This window comes from Kocuria sp. ICS0012 (genome assembly GCF_001665945.1).
Lineage (GTDB): Bacteria > Actinomycetota > Actinomycetes > Actinomycetales > Micrococcaceae > Kocuria > Kocuria marina.
In genome coordinates this window covers 1-20,095 of sequence record NZ_LZMM01000076.1, presented here as the reverse complement: position 1 = coordinate 20,095, position 20,095 = coordinate 1, and the positions used below count along the sequence as shown (strand labels likewise).

At 70.4% G+C, this 20,095-nt stretch carries 14 protein-coding genes, 1 tRNA gene and 1 pseudogene; 10 read left to right on the top strand and 6 right to left on the bottom strand.

The features are described from left to right. Nucleotides 1–118 precede the first annotated feature (118 nt). Nucleotides 119–2,707 (top strand): aminopeptidase N, encoded by a 2,589-nt coding sequence (pepN, locus tag A5728_RS11865; protein ID WP_064847270.1) that lies wholly within the window; start codon nucleotides 119–121, stop codon nucleotides 2,705–2,707. 146 nt (nucleotides 2,708–2,853) lie between these two features. Then, nucleotides 2,854–3,246, top strand: a complete 393-nt coding sequence (locus tag A5728_RS11860) for a globin (RefSeq protein ID WP_035962646.1) — start codon at nucleotides 2,854–2,856, stop codon at nucleotides 3,244–3,246. Between the two features lie 61 nt (nucleotides 3,247–3,307). Here the strand turns inward: A5728_RS11860 and A5728_RS11855 are convergent, their stop codons facing one another. Further along, on the bottom strand, nucleotides 3,308–4,018 hold the full coding sequence (locus tag A5728_RS11855; protein ID WP_064847269.1) for a hypothetical protein: 711 nt from the start codon (nucleotides 4,016–4,018) through the stop codon (nucleotides 3,308–3,310). Next, nucleotides 4,015–4,482 (bottom strand): thioesterase family protein, encoded by a 468-nt coding sequence (locus tag A5728_RS11850; protein WP_064847268.1) that lies wholly within the window; start codon nucleotides 4,480–4,482, stop codon nucleotides 4,015–4,017. The genes A5728_RS11855 and A5728_RS11850 overlap by 4 nt, the downstream gene beginning before the upstream one ends. 43 nt (nucleotides 4,483–4,525) lie before the next feature. Here A5728_RS11850 and A5728_RS11845 point away from each other — a divergent pair, with 43 nt between their 5' ends. Then, nucleotides 4,526–5,416, top strand: a complete 891-nt coding sequence (locus A5728_RS11845) for an acyl-CoA thioesterase II (RefSeq protein ID WP_064847267.1) — start codon at nucleotides 4,526–4,528, stop codon at nucleotides 5,414–5,416. A gap of 9 nt (nucleotides 5,417–5,425) precedes the next feature. Here the strand turns inward: A5728_RS11845 and A5728_RS11840 are convergent, their stop codons facing one another. Further along, entirely contained in the window at nucleotides 5,426–6,682 is a 1,257-nt protein-coding gene (locus A5728_RS11840; RefSeq protein WP_064847266.1) for an MFS transporter, read from the bottom strand. Beyond that, a complete protein-coding gene (locus A5728_RS11835) occupies nucleotides 6,679–7,449 on the bottom strand; it encodes a siderophore-interacting protein (RefSeq protein ID WP_064847265.1) in 771 nt (256 codons plus the stop codon). Before A5728_RS11835 ends, A5728_RS11840 begins: the two co-directional genes overlap by 4 nt. A 203-nt stretch (nucleotides 7,450–7,652) precedes the next feature. Here A5728_RS11835 and A5728_RS11830 point away from each other — a divergent pair, with 203 nt between their 5' ends. The 4 genes from A5728_RS11830 to A5728_RS11815 all read left to right on the top strand — a co-directional run bounded on the left by A5728_RS11830 (nucleotide 7,653) and on the right by A5728_RS11815 (nucleotide 16,088). Further along, the gene (locus tag A5728_RS11830) at nucleotides 7,653–9,215 is read left to right on the top strand and encodes a pyridoxal-dependent decarboxylase (protein ID WP_064847264.1); all 1,563 of its coding nucleotides are present in this window, start codon (nucleotides 7,653–7,655) and stop codon (nucleotides 9,213–9,215) included. Continuing rightward, nucleotides 9,212–11,263, top strand: a complete 2,052-nt coding sequence (locus A5728_RS11825; protein WP_082943450.1) for a GNAT family N-acetyltransferase — start codon at nucleotides 9,212–9,214, stop codon at nucleotides 11,261–11,263. Before A5728_RS11830 ends, A5728_RS11825 begins: the two co-directional genes overlap by 4 nt. Next, nucleotides 11,260–13,086, top strand: a complete 1,827-nt coding sequence (locus A5728_RS11820) for an IucA/IucC family siderophore biosynthesis protein (protein WP_064847263.1) — start codon at nucleotides 11,260–11,262, stop codon at nucleotides 13,084–13,086. The genes A5728_RS11825 and A5728_RS11820 overlap by 4 nt, the downstream gene beginning before the upstream one ends. A gap of 86 nt (nucleotides 13,087–13,172) precedes the next feature. Further along, nucleotides 13,173–16,088 (top strand): GNAT family N-acetyltransferase, encoded by a 2,916-nt coding sequence (locus tag A5728_RS11815; protein ID WP_082943449.1) that lies wholly within the window; start codon nucleotides 13,173–13,175, stop codon nucleotides 16,086–16,088. A gap of 227 nt (nucleotides 16,089–16,315) precedes the next feature. On the opposite strand, the gene ettA is transcribed toward A5728_RS11815, so the two are convergent. Continuing rightward, nucleotides 16,316–17,998 carry an energy-dependent translational throttle protein EttA gene (gene ettA, locus A5728_RS11810; protein ID WP_064847262.1) on the bottom strand — a complete coding sequence of 561 codons (1,683 nt, stop codon included), beginning with the start codon at nucleotides 17,996–17,998 and terminating at the stop codon, nucleotides 16,316–16,318. A 156-nt stretch (nucleotides 17,999–18,154) separates the two neighbouring features. Continuing rightward, complete coding sequence (locus A5728_RS11805) at nucleotides 18,155–18,889, bottom strand: single-stranded DNA-binding protein (protein ID WP_064847261.1); 735 nt, start codon at nucleotides 18,887–18,889, stop codon at nucleotides 18,155–18,157. A 252-nt stretch (nucleotides 18,890–19,141) separates the two neighbouring features. Between A5728_RS11805 and A5728_RS11800 the strand changes: the two genes are divergently transcribed. From A5728_RS11800 to A5728_RS11795, 3 genes and pseudogenes are all read left to right on the top strand, one after another. After that, nucleotides 19,142–19,217 (top strand) — tRNA-Arg (locus tag A5728_RS11800). 180 nt (nucleotides 19,218–19,397) lie between these two features. Beyond that, nucleotides 19,398–19,562, top strand: a complete 165-nt coding sequence (locus tag A5728_RS14300; protein ID WP_156523459.1) for a hypothetical protein — start codon at nucleotides 19,398–19,400, stop codon at nucleotides 19,560–19,562. Between the two features lie 64 nt (nucleotides 19,563–19,626). Next, nucleotides 19,627–19,875 (top strand): annotated as a pseudogene (locus A5728_RS11795) (transposase); the annotation flags it as partial. Between the last annotated feature and the right edge of the window lie 220 nt (nucleotides 19,876–20,095).

The window sequence follows — 20,095 nt, the reverse complement described above, 5'->3', positions numbered from 1 at the left end:
GGAAGAACGCGGGCCCGAGTCGGCGGCATGGGGCCCGCGGCGGGACTTGCGACGGCTGCCATAATGGCAAGATGCCCCGCGCGGGCATCGAATTGTCGTCGAGGAGAGGAACGCCGCTGTGCCCGGAACGAACCTGACCCGAGCGGAGGCCGCCGAGCGCGCGCGGATCATCTCGGTTGAGTCCTACCACGTGGATCTGGACCTCACGGGGGACCCCGAGACCTTCCGGGCGCGCACCACGGTGACGTTCGATGCCGAAGCGGGAGCGCACACGTTCATCGACGCGATCACCGCGTCCGTGGATTCCGTGACCCTCAACGGCACCTTCCTGGACCCCGCGAAGGTCAGCGACGGCGAGCGCATCGACCTGCCCGATCTCGCCGAGCACAACGAGCTCGTGGTGGACTCCCGGATGTACTACATGAACACGGGTGAGGGCCTGCACCGATTCGTGGATCCCGTGGACGAGCAGGTGTACCTCTACACCCAGTTCGAGGTCGCGGACACCCGCCGGATGTTCCCGGTGTTCGAACAGCCCGATCTCAAGGCCACGTTCCAGTTCGCGGTCACCGCACCCGCCGACTGGGACGTGGTGTCCAACCAGCCCACCCCGAAACCCTTCCCAGTGGCGGACGGTGTGGCCCGGTGGGAGTTCTCCCCCACCCCCGTGATCTCGTGCTACATCACCGCGTTGATTGCGGGCCCCTACGTCAAGACCACGGACAGCCTGGTCTCCTCGGACGGACGCACCATCGAGCTGGGCCTGTTCGCGCGCCGCTCCCTGTTCGAGTACGTGGACGCCGAGGAGATGTTCGAGGTCACCAAGCAGGGCTTCGAATTCTTCGAGTCCCAGTTCGGGGTGTCCTACCCCTTCGAGAAGTACGACCAGCTCTTCGTGCCGCAGTTCAACGCCGGCGCCATGGAGAACGCGGGCGCGGTGACCTTCGTGGAGTCCTACGTCTTCCGCTCCAAGCCGGCGCAGGCCCGCGTGGAGCGCCGCGCGATCACCGTGCTGCACGAGCTCGCGCACATGTGGTTCGGGGACCTCGTGACCATGCGCTGGTGGAACGACCTGTGGCTCAACGAGTCCTTCGCCGAGTACATGTCCACGCTCGCGTGCGCGCAGAACACCCGGTACACCAACGCGTGGACCACGTTCGCGGCCGGGGAGAAGTCCTGGGGCTACGAACAGGACCAGCTGCCCACCACCCACCCCATCAAGGCCGAGATCCCGGACCTCGAGGCGGTGCTCGTGAACTTCGACGGCATCACCTACGCCAAGGGTGCCTCGGTGCTCAAGCAGCTCGTGGCCTGGGTGGGCCAGGAGGAGTTCATGGCGGGGCTCAACCGCTACTTCGACAAGCACGCGTGGTCCAACACGGAGCTCTCGGACCTCATGGTCGAGCTCGAGGCGGCCAGCGGTCGCGACCTGACCGACTGGTCCGCGCGCTGGCTCGAGACCGCGGGCGTGAACACCCTGGTGCCGCAGGTCGAGGCCGATGACGATGGCGTCATCACGTCCTTCCGGATCGAGCAGCTGGGCCAGGACGGCCATCCCACCCTGCGGCCCCACCGCGTGGCCGTGGGCTTCTACGACCACCGTGAGGACACCGGACTGCTGAGCCGCACGTTCCGCGTGGAGCTGGACGTGGACGGCGAGTTCACCGACGTCCCGCAGCTCGTGGGTCGCGAACTCCCGGACCTGGTGCTGCTCAACGACGACGACCTCGCCTACGCCAAGATCCGCCTGGACGAGTGTTCCCTGGCCACGGCCACCACCCACCTCGGAGACTTCGAGGAGTCGTTGCCCCGCTCGATCGTGTGGGCCGCGGCGTGGGACTCCGTGCACGACGGCGTGAGCCCGGCGCGCGACTACGTGGACCTCGTGCTCTCCAACGTGGGCCACGAGACCGACTCCACGGCCGTGCAGGTGCAGCTGCGCCAGCTGGACGTGGCCCTGGACCGCTACCTCGCCCCCGAGCACGCGGACGAGGTCCGGGCCCGGGCCGCGGACACCCTGTGGGATCTCACGGCCGCCGCGGAGGCGGGCTCCGACCACCAGTGGCAGTTCTTCCGGGCCTTCCTGCGCCGGGCGTGCACCGAGGTGCATTTCGATCGCATCGAGGGTTTCTTCGACGGGGGCGTCCCCGAGGGGATCGAACTGGACACGGACACCCGTTGGGCCGTGCTGATCGCGCTCGTCGCGGCCGGCCGCAAGGGCGCCGAGGACGTCGACCGTGCGCTGGCCGAGGACAACACCGAAACCGGTGCGATCGCCGCGGCCACCGCGCGCGCCGCGATCCCCACCCCGGAGGCCAAGGCCGAGGCGTGGCGGCTCGTCGTGAGCGAGGGCGCGCTGCCCAATTCCCAGCAACAAGCGGCGATCGCCGGCTTCTTCCGCGTGCACGACGACGCCCTGGTCACCCCGTACGCCTCCCGCTACTTCGACGCCGTCACGGGTGTGTGGACCGAGCGCACGCACGAACTCGCGCAGCAGATCGCCGTGGGACTGTTCCCCCGGGCCGTCGGCCAGGACACGGTCGACGCCGCCCAGGCGTTCCTCGACCGGTTGGACCCGGCCCTGTCCGGGCTGCGGCGGATCGTGTTGGAACGCCAGGACGCCGCCCGCCGCGCAGTGCGCGCCCAGGCCGTGGACGCCGCGGCGGTGCGGGACACCACGGCCCACACCCCGGAGGCCGACCGATGAGTGGGACGCAGGACTCTTCCCAGCCACTCGACCCGCAGGCCGCTGCTCCGGCGGGGCGGCGCACCTTCACGCTGGGTGCGGTGGGTTCCCGGTCGGCCGCCGGCTCGGTGACCCAGCCCCCACAACAGGTGGGGGACGCGCGGGGCGTGGCCGAAGCGGCGTCGTCGGACTCGTTCTACGCCCAGGTGGGCGGGCACGAGACGTTCGCCAAGCTCACCCGGGAGTTCTACGCGCGCGTGGCGCAGGACCCCGATTTCAAGGCGCTGTACCCCGAGGAGGACCTGGGACCCGCGGAGGAGCGGCTGCGGATGTTCCTGGAGCAGTACTGGGGCGGACCCACCACGTACTCCGAACAGCGCGGGCACCCCAGACTGCGGATGCGCCACGCCCCGTTCCCCGTGGACACGTGGGCGCGCGAGACGTGGTTGACGCACATGCGCGCGGCCATGGACACCCTGGAGCTGTCCCCGCTACACGACGGCATCATGTGGGACTACTTCGACCGCGCCGCCCACGCGATGGTCAACCGCCCCGGCTGAGGCGTTCTCCTCGCGTGCGGGGGCCCGGTCCCGGCACTGCCTTACCGGGCGGGGCCGGGTCTCAGCGGGAGACCTTGACGAGCACGTGACCCGCGCCCGTGCTCAGGCGCACCCACTGGCCCGAGGCCTCGGCCGCGACGTGCACGTCCGATTCGGACGCCGGGATGAACCCCAGGACGTCCAGGGCGAACGCGGCGCCGTCGGGGATCTCCGGGCCCTCCAGGGGACCCCAACCGGACCCGGCACCCCACACCCGCGCGCGGACCTTCTGGACCACGGCGGCGCCGGAGTTGGTGGGCACGGAATCGGACACGGTCCGGATACCGCGGTGCGCCACGTCGCGAACGCGGTGGGCGGGCACGGACCCCAGGGAGCGCCACCCCGTGCGGGGGGCCACGATCCCCGCCCAGGAGGCCGAGACCTCTTGCGGCGGGGCACTGATCCACACCGGGGCGTCGTCGTCGGACCCGCGAGCGCCCGTCTCGCGCGCGAGCCGGTCCGTGATGGTGGCCACGGCCACGGTGACGTCCAGCTCGCACGACTGCGCCAGTGACATCGTGCGCAGCCCCAGCACCACGGGTGCGGTGTCCAGGAGTCCGGCCGGGTGGATGACCGACACCCACGCCGCGAGCACCCGGTCCAAGCCCTGCAACCGGACGGCCGCCTGCGGATCCACCGAGCGGGCGCGGCTCAGGTACGTGGCCAGATCGGCGGCGTCCTGCCGGTCCTGCAGCAGGAAGCCGTCCGTGCGGGTATCACCAGGGTCGCTCATCGCTCGTCCGGCTCCTTGACCTCGTCCTCGAGCGTGGCCAGCAGTGCTTTCTGGTCATCCGTGAGCTTCATGCTCTTCCCCGTGTCCGGGTCCATGACCACGATGACCGACTCGCCCTCGGCGTAGACGTGCGAACCGTCCTCCTCCTGCAGGCTGTAGGAGATCGTGAACGACGAACCGCCCACACGCGAGATCCACGTGCGCACGTACACCGGCTCCTGGCGGAAGAACAGCTGCTCCTTGTAGTCCACGCTCTGGTGCACCACCACGGTGCGGTTCTTGCCCACCGATTCGCGGAAGGTCGTGTCCTCGGGGATGCCGTGCTGGGCGTCCGCCTTGATGGGGGACGCCGTGAGCCGCACACGGGCGTCCTCGAAGTAGCGCAGCATGGTCACGTTGTTGATGTGGCCGTACTGGTCCTGGTCGAAGAACCGCATCTGGACGGGAACGTTGAGGGAAGTCATGGCTCTATCAGATCACACCCGATGCCCGGTTTAGAGTGGTGCCATGACAGTCGACCCGTTGCAGGACCCCGTGGAAGCCCTCATCCAGATGCTCCAACTCGCGGACGGAGGGGGGGCCCGCACCACGGAAGACATTTTCGTGGGCAACACCATCACCTCTCCACGAGCGCGGGTGTACGGGGGGCAGGTCCTGGCACAAGCGGCCATGGCGGCCATGCGCACCGTCAAGCCGGACCGGCACATCCACTCCCTGCACGCCTACTTCCTGCGTGGCGGTGACATCGAGGTCCCCATCACGTTCGGGGTGGAACGGGTCCGCGACGGTCGCTCGTTCTCCGCCCGGCGGATCCACGCCTACCAGCACGGGAAGACCATCCTGTCCGTGATCGCGTCCTTCCAGGATCCCGCCGAGGGGTTGGAGCACCAGGAGCCCATGCCCGAGAACGTGCCCGATCCGGAGTCGCTGCCCGCACTGCGCGAGACGCTCGGGGCACTGGACATCCCCGAGGCCCGCGCGACCGCGTTCGAGCGGCCCTTCGACATGCGCTACGTGACCGAGCCGTTGTTCCTGCCGTGGAAGGGTGCGCAGGATGCGTACAACGCGGTGTGGATCAAGGCGCTGGCCCCCTTGCCGGACGACCCGAACATCCACCGGGCGGCCCTGGCCTACGTCTCCGACTACACGATGATGGAGCCCATCCTGCGCCGCCACGGCAAGTCCTGGGTGGAACCGGGGATGAACGTGGCGTCCCTGGACCACGCGATGTGGTGGCACCGCTACGCTCGCGCGGACGAGTGGATCCTCTACACCCAGACCTCCCCCAGCGCATCCTCGTCCCGGGGTCTGGCCATCGGCAAGATGTTCACGCGGGACGGCACGATGATCGCCACCACGGTGCAGGAGGGCATGATGCGCCTGCCCGAGTTCCACTGAGCGGGGCCCTCACGCGCGGCGTGCGAGTAGCGGGTGCGACCGGCACACGATCACGCCCGCCACGGACACCGCGAGTCCGAACACGAGTGACGCGCCGTAGCCGGCCATGCCGGCCAGGAACAGGGCCGCCCACGCACCGACGCTCCCGCCGAGCATGCCGATGGAGCTCAGGAGCGTGAAGTCGGCGCCGGCGCACCCGGGACGCGCAAGGTCCAGGTTCACCGCGTAGATGCCCGTGTTCATCACGGTGTAGCCCGCGAGCACGCCGCACGCTCCCACCACGCCCAGCGGCACCTGCAGCCACTGGTCCACGCCCGCACCGGGCCACACGACGGGTGCCAGACACACCCCACCGAGCAATTGGATCCCGGCGCCGAGCAACAGCGTGACGCCGCGCCCGCGCCGTCGGCACAACCGGCCGCCCAGGAGTGCCGCGGCCAGGGCGGGCGCCGCCGCGATCATGGAGGTGACCGCGCCGATGAAGGCCAGCGACCACCCCGCGTCCACGAGTGCCGGGGTCACGAGGGACCACACGGCTGCGGAGCCGAACGTCACCAGGGGGACACCACCGAGCGCCCAGGCCTTGGCCCCCGGTACGGCCAGCATGCCGAACATCCCGGAGAGCCCGCGGGGTTGCGCATTCGACGCCGCGCGCTCCGGTTCCCGGTGCCGCAGCACGGGGACCATCGCGGCCGCGGTGCACAGTGCGAGCGCGATCACCGCGGCCCGCCATCCCCATGCGTCGTAGATCAGCAAGGCCAATCCGCCGCCGATCACGGTCCCGATGTAGCTCGCCCCCACCTGGACCCCCGCACCGAGATCGTGCTGGGAGCGATCGAGACCCCTCACGGACAGCGCGTCCGCCGCGATGTCCTGCGTCGCGGAGAAGAGCACGAACGCCGCGGCCAGGATCACGAGGACCCTCAGACTGTCCTGAGGGTCGGCGAACACCGCCATGGCCAGCAGGGCGAGCACCATGAGGGGTTGCAGCACGAGCAACCACGACCTGTAGTGCCCGCGCGCCCGGCCCGGCGCCCACCGATCGATCAGGGGTGCCCACAGGAACTTCACGGGCCACACGAGGGCGAGCAGCTGCAGGGCGCCCAGGGTCCCCAGGTCCGTGCCGCCGTCGCGCAGGATGCCCACCAGGCCGGTGGACAGGAACGCCGCCCCGATGAACTGCGTGGTGTATAGCGCCCACAGCAGCCCCCAGAACCCACGGTTCGTGCCGATCCCCGCGGGCGCGGACAGGGTCATGGTGCTCATACGTTCCTCCAGTAGGCGGTGGCGTCGATGTGTGTGCGGGGCACGCCGTAGCGGGTGCGCAGGGCCGAGGTCAGCAGGCGGTTCTGCTGCGCCTCCACAGCGATCCAGTACCGGTCCCCCGGTGCGGGCGGATGCGTCTCCCAGTGCGCGAGCACGGCCGCGGCCACGTCCTCCCCCGCGCCGATGTGGTGCACCGTGTGCACCTGGTGGCGCTTCGCTGCGGCCAGGGGCAGGTCGGCGTCGCGCGGGTCGCGGTACTCGAACCACACCTCGACGTCGTGGGTTCCCAACAGCGGGAGCATGGAGTTCAGGGCGGGCAAGCTCGCGGGGTCGCCCACGAGCACCGTGCGTCCCGGGAAATCGGCATCGAGCCCCGGAGCGGGTTCGGACCCGTGACCGCGGCGCGGTGTCCTGCGCGGCGGCCAGGGCGGGGTGCTGCCGAGCAGCGACGCCCGGATGGTGTCGCCGGGTGCGCACGTGCGAGCCCAGTCGGAGGAGGCGCCGTTGTGCAGGGCGAACTCCATGTCGAAGACGCCCTCGTCCGGGCGTGGGTCGACCACCGTGAACGCCCGCTGGTGGTCCTTGCCGCGGGACGTGAACCACAACCGCAACCACATGGTCGGGAACGGCGTGTGGCGCGCGAGGAACCCCTCGTGGCGCACGGTGATGCGCGTGTAGGTGGGGCCGACGTCGCGGCGACTCACCACCGTGAGCACGGTCTCGGAAGCCCCGAGGGCTCGGACGGCCAGACGTTCCCAGTGGGGCACGGGCGTTCTCCTCGTTCGGCGGGCGGGTCACGGGACACCAGCCCGGAAAGAACCGGCAGGTCGCGAGGCAGTTCTGCGTTTTCCGGGGTGGATCGGGCGGTACACAATTGCTGAATCTTAGGTTAGCCTAACCTATCAGTAATTAGTTACCACCGTGTAGCTTATTGCATCCGAGTGCCCCCGAACGAAAGCCGAACCGTTCCATGAGTTCATCCCTGCTCCACGCGGACACCGTCACGGACCTCATGCGCGATGTCACCGCAGCCGCGGCCGCCGGTGCGGCGCGCCTGGCCGGCGCGCGACAACCCCACGAACCCGCGAGCCACGACGAGATCGACCGGGCACTGTCGCGGATCGACCTGGACACCCCGCTGCACGACTTCGGCGCCGCGGTGGACGAACTCGACCGTACGTGGTTGCGCCACGCGGTGTGGTTCCATCACCCCCGGACGCTCGCGCACCTCAATTGCCCGGTGGCGGTGCCCGCGGTCGCCGCGGAGACCCTGGCCGCCACCGTCAACGTCTCGATGGACACGTGGGACCAGTCCAAGGCGGCGACCGTGATGGAACGTTCGCTGCTGACGTGGACGGCGCGGCGCATCGGCTTCCCCGCCGCCGCGGACGGCATGTTCACCCCGGGCGGGACGACCTCCAACCTGCAGGCGCTCATGCTCGCCCGCGACGAATGCCTCGAACGCTCCGCGCGCACCCCGCACGCGGCCCCGCGGCCGGTGCGAGCGGCGTCGTTGCGCATCCTCGCGAGCGCGGAGAGCCACTTCTCGGTCAGCACGGCCGCCCGGATCCTGGGACTCGACGACGACTGCGTGGTCCCGGTCCCGGTCGACGCCGCGGGGGCACTGTCCGTGCCGACGCTGCGTCGAGTGCTGGCGGACCTCGCGACCCAGTCGCTGACCCCCATGGCCGTGGTGGCCACCGCGGGCACCACGGACCGCGGCGCGATCGACCCGCTCGAGGACGTCGCGCAGGTGTGTGCGCAGCACGGGGTCTGGTTCCACGTGGACGCGGCCTACGGCGGCGCGCTGCTGGTCTCCCCCACGCGCCGCGACCGGCTCGCCGGGATCGACCGCGCTGACTCCGTAACCGTGGACTTCCACAAGGCGTGGTTCCAGCCCATCGGGTGCTCCGCCGTGATCGTGCGGGACGGCCACACGCTGCGCCACTGCGCGCATCACGCCGCGTACCTCAACCCGGCGGACACCCCCGAACCCAATCAGGTGGACCGCTCCCTGCAGACCACGCGCCGCTTCGAGGCGCTCAAGCTGTGGGTCACGCTGCGCACGATGGGCCCGGACGCGATCGGCGCGATGTTCGACGCCGTCATCGACCTCGCGGCGCGTGTGGCCCACGAGCTGCGCTCGGACCCGCGCTTCGAGCTCGTGTGCGACCCGTCCCTGAGCACCGTGCTGTTCCGCTGGACGCCTCCGGATGCGGGGAACGACGACGCCGCGGGGGCCCCGCTTGCCGCGCACGCCTCTTCCGCCGCACACGCCTCCTCCACCACGGGGAACGGCCCGGACGCGGTCGATGAGACCGCGGACCGCTGGGTGCGCCCGATCCGCCGCGCGGTGTGGGACACCGGCCGCGCCACCGTGGCGGAGACCGAGGTGGCCGGGCGTCCCTGCCTGAAATTCACCCTGCTCAACCCGCAGACGACCCTCGACGACGTCCGGGAGGTCCTGGACCTCATCCACGAGACCGCCCTGTCCCTCACCGCCCACGATCGCACCGGAAAGGCCCGCGCATGACCCCCCGCACGACCGCATCCCACCCCGACCGTCGGCACGGAACCGAACCGGCACACGACGACTCCAGGCCCGCGGACCAGGGATCGACGCCGTCGGACGCCGCGTCGACCCCCACTGACGCCCCGGGCACCGTTCAGCGTGGCACCCCGGACGACCCCCTGGACCTGCTGTGCGTGGGGGTGGGCCCGTTCGGACTCGGACTCGCATGCCTCACCGACCCTCTGCCGGACGTCCGCGCCGCCTTCCTGGACGCGGCCCCCGGCTTCAACTGGCATCCCGGGTTGCTGTTCGACGACGCCACGCTGCAGGTCCCGTTCCTCGCGGACCTCGTGACCATGGCGGATCCCACCTCGCGGTTCTCGTTCCTGCAGTGGCTCAAGGAGACCGGCGAGCTGTACCCGTTCTACGTCCGTGAGTCCTTCTTCCCGCTGCGGCGGGACTACAACGCCTACTGCCGGTGGGCCGCGCAGCGAGTCCGCGGGGTGTACTGGGGACACCGGGTCACCCAGGTCACCCGCCCGACGGGTGAGGGTCCGTGGCACGTCACGGCCCGGGCCCGCGGCGTCGAGCACTCGTGGTGGGCGCGCCACCTGGTCGTGGGCACGGGGACGGTCCCCCGCACGCCGGGCGAACTGTCCGGCGTCCCGGACACCACGGTGCACGCAAGTGAGTACCTGTCCCGCCGGGAGACCCTGGTGAGTGAGGAGCACGTGACCGTGATCGGCTCGGGGCAGTCGGCCGCGGAGGTGTTCCTGGACCTGCTGCACACCCCGGGCGGGCCGGCCGTGGACTGGTTCACCCGTTCACCACGGTTCTACCCCATGGAGTACTCCAAGCTCAGCCTCGAACTGACGTCGCCCGACTACCTCGACCACTTCCGGTCCCTCCCGGAGGCCGAGCGGGACCGGCTCAACGCGTCCCAACCCCAGTTGCACCGCGGCATCTCGGACGCGACGATCGACGCGATCCACGAGGCCCTGTACGTGCGCCGCAACGACCCGGACGCCCCGCCCGTGCGCCTCGTCGCGGCCACCGAACTCGTGGACGCGTGGCACGAGGCCGGGCGCACCGTCCTGCGCTGGCACAATTCGGAAAACCACCACGTGCGCGAGACCGTGACCGATGCCGTCGTCGCGGCCACGGGCTACCGGTCCGCGGCCCCGGACTGGCTCGCACCGGTCCGGGACCAGCTCTCGCTCGACGCCTCAGGGCGGCTCAGCCCCGACCGGTACCACCGGGCCAGCCCGGACGGGACCGTGCACGTACTCAACCACGGCGAGCACACGCATGCGCTCACGGCACCCGACCTGGGGATGGGACCACTGCGCAACGCGCATGTGCTCGCGCACGTCACGGGCCGCACACCGTACATCACCGAGGACCACACGACGTTCCAGAGTTTCGGTCACGTCCCCCAGCGTCATGTCGCCCCCACCGTGGGGCCCGACGGCACGTTCGAGACCCGCGCTCTCGGGCGCGCGTTCACGCTGCGGCCGGTGGACCCGGACGGGGACGCGGCGCTGTTGCACGCGTGGTTGAGTTCCCCGCGTGCGCACGCGTGGGGACTCGTGGGCGCGGACGAGCAGACGATTTCCCGGGAGTACCACAGGATGACCGCGGCGGACGCAGAGGACGCCTGGATCGTCAGCGAACACGACCGCCCGCTCGCGCTGCTCGAGACGTACGACCCCGCCCGCAGCCCCCTGGCCGCGGTGTGGCCGGTCCGCGACGGCGACGCCGGTCTGCACCTGTTCGTGGCACCCACGTCCCGTCCGGTTCCGGGGACCACGCGAGCCGTGATGGCGGCGGCGCTGAACCTGCTGTGGTCGGACCCCGCGGTGCAGCGCGTTCTCGTGGAACCCGACGTCCGCAACGAGCGGATCCGCGCGATCAACCGCTGGGCCGGGTTCCGTGAGGTGGGCGAGTGCCACCTGGCGGAGAAGACCGCGTCCGTGAGCGTCGTCGTCCGCGGGGACGGACCGCAGGACCACGTGCGGACCGCAGACACGGAAGCCTCCGTGGCCGAGCGCGCGGAGGTGACCCGATGAGCGCCGTCGTCGAAACCCGCATCCCCGATGAACAGCGGGACGTCGCCCCGACGCCCGAGCCCCGGCTGGACCGCCGGGCCGCACGGCGACTGCAGCGGGACGTGCTCGCCAAGATGTTCTCCGAGTTCAGTCACGAACGGTTGCTGCATCCCGCCCCGCACGGCGACGGTTGGACCGTGGCCGACGCCGCCGGGCGCCCGAGTTGGTACTTCGAGGCCACCCGGCACCCGCTCGAGCACTGGGAGGTGGACCCCGCTTCGGTGCGGCGCATCATCCCCGGGGACGCCGGCGAGGAACCGGACGCCCAGCAGGCCGTGCTGGACCTCAAGGACGTCCTGGGACTCACCGACGAGATGCTCCCGCTGTACCTCGAGGACCTGTCCGCAACCATGTACTCGATGGCGCGTCGTCGTGCCGTACCCGCACCGACCGCCGCGGAACTGGCGACCGCGGACCTCGCCGAAGTGGAACGTTTCCTGGACCGGGGACACCCCGGATTCGTCGCAAGCTCGGGCCGGGTGGGCATGGGTGCGTCCGAACAGACGTCATGGGCTCCCGAGGCGGCATACCCCGCCCGGTTGACGTGGCTCGCCGCGCGCCGCAGTCTGTGCACCGTGTCCCTGGGGCAGCACGTGAACGAACGCGACCATGAGGACCGGCACCTCACCGCCGGTGAGCGCGACCGTTTCCGCGCGGCGGTGACCGAGGCCGGCGAGGACCCGGACGAGTACACGTTCCTCCCGGTGCACCCGTGGCAGTGGGAGCACCGCATCCTGCCCGGGATGCTCCCGGACGTGCTGCGGCGCCACCTGATCCTGGTGGGCCGCAGTGAGCACGAGTGGCGCGCACAACAGTCCGTGCGCACGTTCCTGGACGTGAGCGACCCGGCGCGGGATTACGCCAAGACCGCGCTCGGGGTGCACAGCATGGGGTTCCTGCGCGGGCTCTCACCCGCCTACATGCGCACGATGCCCGCCGTGAGCGACTGGCTGCACGGGATCACCCGGGAGGATCCGTTCCTGCGCTCACGCGGGATCCGGGTGCTGCGCGAGCACGCCGCGGTGGGTTACACAGGGGACGCCCACCACCGCAGCGGTGTGGCCTCCGACCACACCAAACAGTTGGCTGCGCTGTGGCGTGAGTCCCCGGTGCCGATGCTCGAGCCCGGGGAGCACGCCGCCAGCCTGGCCGGGGTGTTGCACCGGGACTGCGCCGGGCGGCCCCTCGCGGAAGCGTGGATCGAGCGCTCGGGAGTCACCGCGAGGGACTGGGTGCGCGCCCTGCTCGACGTGTACCTGGTCCCGGTCGCGCACCTCTTGCTGTCCCAGGACATCGCGCTCATGCCCCACAGCGAAAACGTGATCCTGCGCCTGCGCGACGGGTTCCCGGTCGGTGCGTTCTGGAAGGACATCGGGGAGGAAGTCGCGGTGCTCAGCGACCGGCCCCTGCCCGAGGGGATCGAACGCATCCGTTCCGTGGTGGAGCCGGAGCAGCGGGAGCTGTCCATCCACACGGACGTGGTCGACGGCGTCCTGCGGCACCTCGCGGTGCTCCTGCACACCTCCGGCGTGCTCCCCGAACAGGAGTTCTGGGCGCTCGGGGCCAAGGTCCTGGACGAGCACCGCGAGCGCTTCCCCGAACACTGGCACGAGCTGGACCTGTTCCGGGAGACCTTCGCCCACTCGTGCCTGAACCGGCTGCAACTGCGCAACCCGCAGCGCATGGTGGATCTGGCCGACCAGTCGGCGTCCCTGACCTACGCCGGTCGGTTGAACAATCCGCTGGCCGCATTCCGCTCCCCTGATGCGGGCCCCGCGTCGTGAGCGCACGGTGTTCCGGCGGCGGATCCGCGGGAGCGCGCACCGACGGTGCTGAGCCGGGGCGTGCCTCTCGCGGGTCACGGAGTGTCATGCTCTCTGCCCCCGCGCGGACCGGTTCTGAGCAGTCTGATGCCGGGCGGGCCGGTCCTGAACGGTCCGGCCCCGGCTGGCGGTTGTGGCGCGATCCCTTCGGTGTGCCCCACGTGCAGGCGGACGATCTCACCGCGCTGGCACACGGCCACGGCTACGTGACCGGTGTGGACAGGGCCTGGCACGTGGAGGTGCTGCGTCACCGCGCCGAGGGGCGCTCGGCGGAGCTCGTGGGACCGGACGGGCTCGACGGCGATCACCTCACCCTGGCCGCGGACGTCCCCGGCACAGCCAGACGGTGGTGGGACGCGGCGTCGGCGCGGGACCGGGAGTTCTTCGCCGCGTACGCGCGCGGGATCAGCGAGGCACTGGCCGAGACCTGGTCAGGGACCCCCGAGGTGCGCGAGCTCGGTCTCACCGAGCGGACCGTGCGGCCGTGGGACCCCTGGGCCCCGATGGCCGTGCACCTCGATGCGCACCTGCTCACGGGGAGTCTCCCCGAGCAGCTGTGGCGACGCCGCGTGCGGCGCGAACTCGGCGACGCCTGGGTCCCCGTGCTCGATGCCGAATCCCCCGCGGCGGCCGGATCCAATGCGTGGCTCGTTCCGGGCGAGCTGTCCGCGAGCGGCGCACCGCTGCTCGCGGCGGACCCGCACCGCGTCGTGGAGGAATCGGGGCCCTATCAGCCCGTGTGCCTCTCCACGCCGGACGTCCGGGTGCGGGGTCTCGCGCTCGTGGGGTTGCCAGGGGTCCCGCACTTCGGGCGCACCGAAAGCGCCGCGTGGGCCATTACGGCCGCCATGACCACGACGGAACACATCGCGGACCTAGCTGTCGAGAACCGTGACGGCGCGTGGTACGTCGCGACCACGGGTGAACGGCTCGAGCACCGCTCGGTGGTGCTGCGGGCGCGCGGCAGCGTCGAACGGGTCTGTTTGCTCCGCTCGTGCGCGGCGGGGTTCGTGCTGCCGGGCACTCCCGCGGCGGAAGCAGTGCTCGACGCCGCCGTGCCCGGCACCGCGACCACCGTCACCGTGGTGTTCCCCGCGCCCACGGCGGACCCTGCGCGGGCGTTCTCGGCATGTCGTGAGCTGCTCTCGGCGCGCACGGCGGACGACGTCATGGAGGCGGTGTCCGGGTGGGCCGTGCCGTGCAACGACGTGGTGGCCGCGGACCGCGACGGCTCATGCCGGCACACGGTCACGGGGTCGTTCCTGGGGGCCGCCGAACCGTCCCGACCGCTGCGCGGGATCACCGTGCGCGCCAATCAGCGCCCCTCGGACCCCTGCGCTTCGGCCGCGCGGCTCGCGTGCGCGCCCCCGCACCGGGCCCGGCGGGCAACACACCTGCTCGACGCTGCCGTGGCCGAACACGGTGCCGTGTGTCATGAGGACCTGTTGGCGGCCCAGCTGGACACCGCCGCTCCGCACTGGCCCCCGCTGTTGAGGGAGCTGTTCGCGGACGCGTCTCCGACTGCCGTGTCGGACCCGGTCGCCACCGTGGCGCGGGTGGGTTCCACGGGGCCGGTGCGGACGGCGCCTGAGCCGGACGTGGCGTCGGGACCCATGGGGGCGCCGTCGAGACCTGCGAATGAGCCGTCGGCGGCCGGTGCGGCATCGCAACGGAAGGGGGAGTCCCGAACGACGAATGCATCGGCGGAGGCGGCTGACTCCGTCCGTGCGGCGCTGCTCGACTGGGACGGGTCGATGGCGGCGGGGTCCTGGACAGCGTCGTTGTTCGCCGTGTGGCGGGACGCATTCGTTCACGAGCTCATGCGGACCACCCCGCTATCGGTGCTCTCGGGACCCACAGGCATGCCGACCGTGTGGGACCCGTTCCTGCACGGGCCCGGACGAGTGGGACTCGCGGTGGAGAACATCGTGCGTCACGGCCTTGACCTGGGAGTGGACGTCCGCTGGTGCGCCAGGACGGCCCTCGAACGGGTCGCCCACGAGCACCCGGGTACGGCGCTGCCGCCGTGGGGCGCACTGCATGTGTACACCCCGTGGCGCAGTGACCCGGCCCTGACCGCGGCGGACCCCGTTCCCGTGGGCGGGGACGCGGACTGCCTGCTCGCGGCGGGGACACTACCGGGCACGGGACCCGCGTGCGTGCGTGTCCCCGCTGCGCGGGTGCTGTGGGATCTGGCCGACCCCGCGGCGTCATGGTGGATCACACCCGACCCCGTGGCCCGGGGCGAGTGCACGGAACCGCCGCTGCACCGGTGGTCGCGCGGGGAGATGGATCACGCTCTGCCGTGGGTTCCGGCTGGTTCCGTGGGGAGGTCCGGCGCGATGGGTCCGGCCGGTCCGGCCGGCTCGGCCAGCTCATCCGGCTCGTCCGGTGGATCCATCGACCTGGGCGCACTGCCACCGCTACCCGATCAGTCCGCGCCGGGCCCGCGCGTGACGCTGAGGCCCGTGGATCCGGGGCGGGACGCGGCCGTGATCCACGAATGGGTCCGTGCGCCGCGAGCCCGCTTCTGGGGCATGACGGGGTGGACCCGCGAGCGGGTGCGCGAGGTGTACGAGTACCTGGATGCCTCGCCCACGCATCATGCGTGGCTCCTGGAACTCGACGGTACCCCCATGGGTATCTTCCAGAGCTACGAACCCCACGCTGATCCGGTGGGCGCGACGTATCGGGTGGAACCCGGGGACCTGGGGGTGCATGTCCTGCTGGCGCCCGTGCGCACCCGCCGCCCGGGACTCACCGCGGCACTCGGGCGCCTCATCATCGCGCAGCTCGCACGCTGCGGCACCCGACGAATCGTGGCGGAACCGGACGTGTCCAACGACCGAGCCGTGGCCCGACTCATCGCCACGGGTTTCGAGCTCGGCCCGACCATCCGGTTACCGGGGAAGACCGGGCAGTTGGCGTTCCTTCGCGTTGGCGGGCTCACCGAGTCCCGCTGAGCACGACCGGTGGTCGATTCGGGGGCTGACGTTGCGAGCCGCCGCATCCTTGTGGGCTGACCGGGCGGTCGCACGAGCCTGGCTTCATGGGTTTCACCCGGGGCAGAGCGGTCCACGGACACCGCGGTCCGGCCCGCTCCCGAACCGACGCCGCCCCCGGTCACCGCGTGTGCGGTGGCCGGGGGCGCCGGGCCAGTGCGGGCACAGGACCCGCGGTGGCGCGTATGTCAGTCGCGCGTGAGGCGCCGGTGCGTGAGGCGCCTGGGGCGGGCAGCGTCGGCGCCGAGTCGCTCCACCTTGTTCTCCTCGTACGCGTCGAAGTTGCCCTCGAACCAGTACCAGGTGTCCGGGTTCTCCTCGGTGCCCTCCCACGCAAGGATGTGGGTGGCCACGCGGTCCAGGAACCACCGGTCGTGGGAGACGACCACGGCGCAACCGGGGAACTCGAGCAGGGCGTTCTCCAGGGAACCGAGGGTCTCCACGTCGAGGTCGTTGGTGGGCTCGTCCAGCAGCAACAGGTTACCGCCCTGCTTCAGGGTCAGCGCGAGGTTCAAGCGGTTGCGCTCACCACCGGAGAGCACGCCGGCCTTCTTCTGCTGATCCGGGCCCTTGAAGCCGAACGCGGACACGTACGCGCGCGAGGGCATCTCGACCTTGCCCACGTTGATGTAGTCCAGCCCGTCCGAGACGACCTCCCATAGGGTCTTCTCCGGGTCCAGGTTCTCGCGGTTCTGGTCCACGTAGGAGATCTGCACGGAATCGCCGATCTTCAGCTCGCCGCCGTCGAGCGGTTCGAGGCCCACGATGGTCTTGAACAGCGTGGACTTACCCACACCGTTGGGCCCGATCACGCCCACGATGCCGTTGCGCGGCAGCGAGAACGAGAGCCCGTCGATCAGGGAGCGGTCCCCGAAGCCCTTCTTGAGGTTGCTGGCCTCGATGACCTGGTTGCCCAGGCGGGGCCCCGGCGGGATCTGGATCTCCTCGAAGTCCAGCTTCCGGGTCTTTTCGGCCTCGGCCGCCATCTCCTCGTAACGCGCCAGACGGGACTTGGACTTGGTCTGGCGGCCCTTGGCGTTGGAACGGACCCATTCGAGTTCGTCCTTAAGGCGCTTGGCCTGCTTGGCGTCCTTCTTGCCCTGGATCTCCATGCGCTTGGCCTTGGTGTCCAGGTACGTGGAGTAGTTGCCCTCGTAGGGGTAGAGGCGGCCGCGGTCCACCTCGCAAATCCATTCGGCCACGTGGTCCAGGAAGTACCGGTCGTGGGTCACGGCCAGCACCGCACCGGGGTAGGAGGCCAGGTGCTGCTCGAGCCACAGCACGGACTCGGCGTCCAGGTGGTTGGTGGGTTCGTCCAGCAGCAACAGGTCCGGCTTCTCGAGCAGCAACTTGCACAGCGCCACACGACGGCGCTCACCACCGGAGAGCACCTTCACATCCGCGTCCGGCGGCGGGCACCGCAGCGCGTCCATGGCCTGCTCGAGCTGGGAGTCGAGATCCCACGCGTTGGCGGCGTCGATCTCTTCCTGCAGCTTGCCCATCTCTTCCATCAGGGCGTCGAAGTCGGCGTCCGGCTCGGCCATCTCGGCGGAGATCTCGTTGAAGCGGTCGAGCTTGGCCTTGATCTCGCCGACGCCCTCCTCCACGTTACCCAGGACGGTCTTGTCCTCGTTCAACGGGGGTTCCTGCAAAAGGATGCCCACGGAGTAGCCGGGGCTCAGGCGCGCCTCGCCGTTGGAGGGCTGGTCCAGCCCCGCCATGATCTTCAGAATCGTCGACTTACCTGCGCCGTTCGGCCCCACCACGCCGATCTTGGCGCCGGGGAAGAACGACATGGTGACGTCATCGAGGATGACCTTGTCGCCCACTTTCTTGCGGGCTTTGTTCATGGTGTAGATAAATTCCGCCATACCCTCCAGGCTACCGCGCCGCCGCACCCGCGCGAGCCACGGAGCGACGTCGTTCCCTCACCTCCCGGCGTCGCCGCGCCGCGGTCCCCCGGCCGTGCGGTCCCGGTTCCGGAATCGCTCCCTGGTACGACGACGACACCGCCTGCCCCCTACTAGTCAGCCACCCGTGGTCGCCCCCTCCAGGTCGGAGGTTTCACGCGTCCGGTCGGCGCTGTCACGGGACTCGTCTTCGGCGTCCTCGTCCATCCCCTCCGTGACACTCAGGGTGTCCCCGACCGCGGCACTGGCGTCGGGAGCGGCCGGGGTCAGGCCGTCGAACGTGTGGTCCTGCTCCCCCACCGCGATCACCGCCCCGGAAGTGAGATCCACGAACCCCTCGTCGGACAGTCCCATCGACCGAGCGGAGCGGTACCGATCGTGCCCGGCGGTCCCGGCGTTCTCGTTCGAGTCCTCCCCGGCGCCGTCCATGCCGGTGTCGTCAGACCCCTGTCCGTCACCCGGCGCGGCACTTGCCGTACCGGCCCCCGGATTCCGCCCGCCTGAGCGGGCAAAGTTGGCCGTGCCGAAGCTCAGGTCATGACCCACGGCCGCCGCATCCACCTGCACGATCGTGCGCGGGCCGGAATCCGACTGCCACTCGTTGATGCTGAGCTTGCCGGTGACCACCACGGGTTGACCGCAGTGCACGCTCGCCATGACGTGCATGGCCAGGGCGCGGAAGCACCGGATCGAGTACCAGTTGGTGCCGGAGTCGTGCCACGTCTGGGTGGCGGCGTCGAAACGGCGGGACGTGGTGGCCAGGCGGAAGCGCGCGGCCATCGTGCCGTCGTCGAAGAGGTGCGACTGCGGGTCCTTGCCCACGAATCCGCGCAGTGTCACGTGTTCGCTCATGGGATGCTCCTTCATTCGGTCACCCGCGGCCCGAAGGCCGGCGGGTAAGGGGTGAACCCCGCATCGGGGTGAGCCCAGCCTGACGCGCGGGACGCGGCGTCGGCGGTCCGTTCAAGGAGGTGTGGAAAGCCCGATGCCCGGCCGGGCGACGTCGGCCATCTGTGCAGCCCGGACCGCACGGGGTGGCGGAGCAACCCACGTGCGCGAGCGGCTCGGAGGCGTTGCTAAACTGAGTCGTCGCTTCGGCGACCCGCCTCAGTAGCTCAGTGGATAGAGCAGGAGCCTTCTAATCTCTTGGTCGGGGGTTCGACTCCCTCCTGGGGCACCACAAACCTGCTTGCCATAGACGGGTAGATTCTCCGATGTTGACGCGCGACCGTTTTTCGTTGACACGGCTTCTACGATCAGGTTCATCGCGAGCATCCGAGAGCGCGTGCGCAAGGACGGGACAACCACCTGGGCGGTGCTCTGGCGTGACGCCAACACCGGCAAGCAGACCAGTCGGACAATGCCCACGCTTCAGGACGCCCAAGAGCTGGCCAGCTTCCTCACGGCCAATGGGCACAGCTTCGCCCTCGCAGCTCAAGCCGCGGGGCGGATGCGCTCCACCTCACCCACCGTCTCCACCGTGGTAACCGCACACGGGACTGCTGCATGGGTTGGTGACATCTGATCTGTGACACTGTGAGGTGTCACTGGAAGGATGAGCACCGTGCCCAAACCCTTACCCCCAGGAGTTCCGCGACGATGTCGTGAACGTCGCCCGCGACCTTGAACCCGGCCAGACCATCAAGCAGATCGCTTCGGACTTCGGGATCGCCGAGTCCTGCCTACGTAACTGGATGCGCCAGGCCGATCTCGAGGCCGGTGCTGGGCCCGGAACAACCGCGGCCGAAAATGCCGAACTGCGCGAGGCGAAGAAGCGGATCCGGTCGCTCGAGCAGGAGAACGAGGTGCTGCGCCGGGCCGCTGCTTATCTGTCTTAGGCGAATCTGCCGGGAAAATAAGGTACCCGCTCGTCCGCGAGCTGGCCGATGACGGGATCCCCGTCACGGTGACCTGCCGGGTCCTCAAGATCGCCCACCAGCCGTACTACCGGTGGCTGCAGGCGCCCGTGACCGCTGCCGACCTGACCGCGGCGCACCGCGCGAACGCGCTGTTCGACGCACACCGGGACGACCCGGAGTTCGGGTATCGGTTCCTGCA

Bases quoted from the DNA above. Each gene is read 5' to 3' on its own strand.
- A5728_RS11855 (WP_064847269.1), bottom strand. From the start codon at position 4,018: ATGAGCGACCCTGGTGATACCCGCACGGACGGCTTCCTGCTGCAGGAC.
- A5728_RS11850 (WP_064847268.1), bottom strand. From the start codon at position 4,482: ATGACTTCCCTCAACGTTCCCGTCCAGATGCGGTTCTTCGACCAGGAC.
- A5728_RS11845 (WP_064847267.1), top strand. From the start codon at position 4,526: ATGACAGTCGACCCGTTGCAGGACCCCGTGGAAGCCCTCATCCAGATG.
- A5728_RS11840 (WP_064847266.1), bottom strand. From the start codon at position 6,682: ATGAGCACCATGACCCTGTCCGCGCCCGCGGGGATCGGCACGAACCGT.
- A5728_RS11830 (WP_064847264.1), top strand. From the start codon at position 7,653: ATGAGTTCATCCCTGCTCCACGCGGACACCGTCACGGACCTCATGCGC.
- A5728_RS11825 (WP_082943450.1), top strand. From the start codon at position 9,212: ATGACCCCCCGCACGACCGCATCCCACCCCGACCGTCGGCACGGAACC.
- A5728_RS11820 (WP_064847263.1), top strand. From the start codon at position 11,260: ATGAGCGCCGTCGTCGAAACCCGCATCCCCGATGAACAGCGGGACGTC.
- A5728_RS11815 (WP_082943449.1), top strand. From the start codon at position 13,173: ATGCTCTCTGCCCCCGCGCGGACCGGTTCTGAGCAGTCTGATGCCGGG.
- ettA (WP_064847262.1), bottom strand. From the start codon at position 17,998: ATGGCGGAATTTATCTACACCATGAACAAAGCCCGCAAGAAAGTGGGC.
- A5728_RS11805 (WP_064847261.1), bottom strand. From the start codon at position 18,889: ATGAGCGAACACGTGACACTGCGCGGATTCGTGGGCAAGGACCCGCAG.
- A5728_RS14300 (WP_156523459.1), top strand. From the start codon at position 19,398: ATGCCCACGCTTCAGGACGCCCAAGAGCTGGCCAGCTTCCTCACGGCC.